Origin of the sequence: Candidatus Schmidhempelia bombi str. Bimp (genome assembly GCF_000471645.3) — a bacterium.
Lineage (GTDB): Bacteria > Pseudomonadota > Gammaproteobacteria > Enterobacterales > Orbaceae > Utexia > Utexia bombi.
This window is the reverse complement of sequence record NZ_AWGA01000118.1, coordinates 1-4,117: the sequence shown is the minus strand read 5'-3', so window position 1 is coordinate 4,117 and position 4,117 is coordinate 1. Positions and strand designations below refer to the sequence as shown.

The following is a 4,117-nucleotide window of genomic DNA, read 5'->3' as shown; positions in this document are numbered from 1 at the left end:
CGTGTACCCATTTCTCTTTTTTATCATCGATAGCGATTAAGCCGTCATGCGTTAATGCGTTTAGGGATAGGGTGCGAGGATAGGCGACGATATTGTTGTCTTTGTTTGCTGGGAGATAAATAACTGCCAGGGCTGGCATAAGGGAATAAAGCACGATCTAAGTGATAGCCAATAACGGCAGCAAGCAGAACAAGGGATAGCTTATAAATAACGATTGGTAATTGTTGTGGGGCAAGAACGGCAATAACAACAAACAAAATAACGGCACTTATTAACCAAGTTAACAAACGACGTTCACGAACTTTTTTGAATAGTTTCACGGAAGGTTCCTCAATAAATTAAACTCAGGTAAAGTTTAAATTTTATTGAGGAAGAAGTGTTTTAAACGGGTTTAAAACTAAAAAACCACTATCAGAAAATAGTGGTTTGATATCATAAAACTAAATTAAACAATAATTATGCTGCTTTTTTATCAGCGCATTCACATTGTGGTATACGGAAAGCTTTCGCTTTCTTCGGATATATAGTCTTACCATTTTTAACTATAGATCTTCTAAATGTATACTCACAAGCACTACCACATCGAGGACAAGTAAAATCGCTCATGTGAAGCCTCCTTACATAAAGGAGAACACTCAGGGCACAAATAAACAATTGCTTAATCAAACATAACGAGTATAATTGATCGACTTTTCAAAAGTTCCATTTTAACGCTACCTTTATGTTCTTATGGTTCTTAACAAGTTAGTTTATATCCGCAAAATATAGAACTAACACCCAATAAAAAGCACCGACCGCAAATCGGTGCTTTTTACATTTCAAAATTGAAAGATAATTGACGTTCCAACCCAATTTCTAACAATATTACTGTTGCAAATAAATCTGCTTGCCATTCCGCATCTTCTTTATATGTAGGCTTATTCTGAGAATGATGTAATACGGCCTTATGTCCTAATAACAGATGACCTAATTCGTGAAAAATGGTAAACAGAGCTTCTCTTTTTCCTTTAGATGCCGCTTTATAAGTTTTATTTGGTATGCTGATAGTTAAACTGCTAGGATCGCAGTGCCCATCCGTTATGCCTAACCATTCTCTATCATCAATAACTTGTAGGGTTATTCTGTATAAAGAAAAAGTCTCAAATACAGTATCAAAATTTAACTCCATTTTTTCTGAAAGTTGAAATACTTTGCAAGAATTGATTGCTCTTACAACAATATCATCAGCTTCCATTGGTGCAACTCGGTTTCCTCGCATTTGGTACTCTTCGGTCATCCAATTATTCCTTATTCTTATTAATTGTTTCTAGTAAATCAGCAAATCGGCGCAACTCTTCAGCTGTAAATGGAGATCTTGCAAAACCTGCTATTAGCATTTGTTGTTGTAATGGTAAATCGCTAATAGTAACAGTTTCATTAGATACATCTGCCAACGCTTGCAAATTAACTATTTCATGATTTTTTGATTTGAAAAAATCTTCTATTTTTTCAACCCAATTCTTAGGGATCTTTTTTAACCCTGTTTCTAGTCCACTGAGATAAGCAGGAGTTGTTTTAAGCTCTTTAGACATAGTTAATAACGTATAACCAGTATCAATTCTTGCTTTTCGGACTACTTTGCCAAATTCTGTGAGTGCCATAATATCATCTCCTCTTAATGTATTTGATATTCAAATACAAGGTGTAATTTACCACATCACAAAATAAATTCAACCATTTTAGTTAAATTTATTTTCAATAGTAAATAATAAAATGATGGAATGATTTTAAACCCAATTAAAACCAGCATTCTCTTGTCCCTGTTATCCTCAATGTTGAAAGAGTTATTACACTTAACCAACCGAGGTAGACATGAACAATAATCCTTCTAAAGTAAACGCTGAGTTAATCCAAGAATTTAGAAGCATGATAGCGCTTCAAATTCATGGCGATATGGACTGGGTAAGAGCTAGAACCTATTGGCAAAACCGCCTAGCAACAGTTGATAACACTAACGAACTGGCGGAAGTATTAAGTTATGCCTTGTGTAAAGCTGCCATTAGACCAAAATAGAATCTTACCTAAGGAAATAACGATATAAATTAAAGAGGGATAAGTACAAATATTATCCCTCTGATTTCTTGTGAACTTCATTAATAATCGTATCAAAGATTTTTTTCCATCTTCATACACATACCATTTACTTTTATATTTTGCTAATAAATGCCTGATTTGTCTGCTATGCTCTTCGAGCACCTATAAATCTTTGATTAGTTATTTCAATGTGTTATTACTAATCATCGTAATCATTATTATCAATATAATTTCGACAATCAGTCCGCTCTTTCGGTTTACATACTCTTTCTTGTTCATATTCATATTTTCCATTATCGTTCATATATCCCCCCTTTTTATACGTACATTTAGTCTCGATTCGTTTATAGCGATTATTACCTATGTATTTAAAAGTATCTATTAACGATATTTCATCATTTTCTTTTTTACCAGGGCAATATTTGTGGCTCGAGGCAGTTTTTTCTTCATAATCAAAACGGAAATCCTTACCTTCAAGGTTTAATTTGACAAACTGTTGTTGCTTTTTATCAAAAACGTAATATTCAGCAGTAGTATTGAATCCCTGATATCTATCTTTAACGAGATAAAAGTCATTATTATCACCATCAAAATTAAAATCGAAGTTTTTATGTGTTACGATATTCCTATAGCTAAGGAAATCACATTCTTTAATGTCAGTAATCGTTTGAATAAGTTTACCATCATGTTTGCGATATATTTTGATACCGGTTATGTCGGCAATTGATTCTTTGGGTTTAGATATCATCATTTTGAAATAAAAGTCTTTACTGCTTTCCTCTTGTAAAAATTCGATATTATTAAATTCTACTTCTTGCCATGTATCTTTATCAATTTCATCATATTCAAATGTTTTATGTAAATTTATCCTCTCTCCGTTAAGGGTATAGCCAGTTAAATATTGATAGTTTTCTTTTTTATGAGAAAAAGCACTTATATCAAAATTTTCAATATAGATTTTATCTAATGTTTCTTTAAAAGAGTCTGGGGAATAAGTACGAAAATGAAATGTATCATTAGGCTCTCTTATAAGACTAAAACGTTTAACTTGATGTTCTTTATCAACAAGAAAAACACCATTGTCATCGTAAAAATAAAATTCAACTTTATTTTCTCCGATGGTACCATTATAAATACGATATATCATTGGATAGCTGATAGACGGCGTTAAGAATAAAATAATTAATATATATTTTATAAATTTCATATTTATATGCCTTAAGTTGAGTTATATTAGTTACTGCTTAGCTTTCACTTATTATTTCCTTATTCTTAGTTCTCGTAAATCCCGTATTTCTTCTTGAATACTTTTATTTATTTTTTGCAATTTAACAAAGAAGGCAGGGTTAATTTTAAAACCTAATCTATTAGTCTGGGTATCATACACGTTAGAGCGATTACCTGTCTGCTTCATTGCGATTTCGAAATGTAAGTGAGGATTTAAGCATCCTCTTGCATTACCAGTATCGCCTGTATAGCCTATTAAATCGCCTGATTTAACCATATCACCTACTTTTAGGTCGGCGCGTTTATCACTTAAATGACAATAGCGTAAGTAAAAATGCTGAGCATTAATATCAAAATCTTTTGCTTGCTCAATTTCCCCATTTTTAGCAAACTCAAGAGCATATTCATTTCTTGAAGCTCGTAAATCATCGCCTTTGACGACAAGGACTAACACATTGCCATATCCATTATCGCCCTCATTTTTATATTGTACTATTTCACCATCTAAACATGCATAACAAGGTGTATTTATATCCGCAAATATATCTAAACCTGCATGAGCCCAAGGTATTATATTTTTAGGGTTAACTTTATCTTTTCGAGAACGAACAATGCCAAAGGCACCATTTTTGGGATTTTCAAAACCATAAAAATTATAATAAGTCCTTTGTGGGTTTTCTAAAGGCTCATACCACAGTCTTGTTTTAACTGGAAAATAGTTAACCACTGCCACAGGATGAATAAACCATGCTTTGCCATCCATTGATAGGTTAGAAAGTATCGGCGTGTTAGCATTAACATGGGTTTGGTTAGAGTT

At 32.7% G+C, this 4,117-nt stretch carries 5 protein-coding genes and 1 pseudogene; 1 reads left to right on the top strand and 5 read right to left on the bottom strand.

Annotated features, from left to right (window positions below):
* Positions 1 to 95 precede the first annotated feature (95 nt).
* The 3 genes and pseudogenes from O970_RS09345 to O970_RS09335 form a co-directional block, all read right to left on the bottom strand.
* Positions 96 to 320, bottom strand: a pseudogene (locus O970_RS09345) (putative holin); the annotation flags it as partial.
* 491 nt (positions 321 to 811) lie between these two features.
* Positions 812 to 1,276 carry an ImmA/IrrE family metallo-endopeptidase gene (locus O970_RS09340; protein ID WP_065573938.1) on the bottom strand — a complete coding sequence of 155 codons (465 nt, stop codon included), beginning with the start codon at positions 1,274 to 1,276 and terminating at the stop codon, positions 812 to 814.
* Between the two features lie 4 nt (positions 1,277 to 1,280).
* Positions 1,281 to 1,640, bottom strand: a complete 360-nt coding sequence (locus O970_RS09335; protein WP_065573937.1) for a helix-turn-helix domain-containing protein — start codon at positions 1,638 to 1,640, stop codon at positions 1,281 to 1,283.
* A gap of 265 nt (positions 1,641 to 1,905) precedes the next feature.
* Between O970_RS09335 and O970_RS10010 the strand changes: the two genes are divergently transcribed.
* A complete protein-coding gene (locus O970_RS10010) occupies positions 1,906 to 2,052 on the top strand; it encodes a hypothetical protein (protein ID WP_166667114.1) in 147 nt (48 codons plus the stop codon).
* A gap of 220 nt (positions 2,053 to 2,272) precedes the next feature.
* Here O970_RS10010 and O970_RS09330 read toward each other — a convergent pair whose 3' ends face one another.
* Both O970_RS09330 and O970_RS09325 read right to left on the bottom strand, forming a co-directional pair.
* Positions 2,273 to 3,280 (bottom strand): hypothetical protein, encoded by a 1,008-nt coding sequence (locus tag O970_RS09330; protein ID WP_065573935.1) that lies wholly within the window; start codon positions 3,278 to 3,280, stop codon positions 2,273 to 2,275.
* A 51-nt stretch (positions 3,281 to 3,331) separates the two neighbouring features.
* Positions 3,332 to 4,117: M23 family metallopeptidase (locus tag O970_RS09325; RefSeq protein ID WP_238610635.1), on the bottom strand; the 786-nt coding region annotated here is incomplete at its 5' end.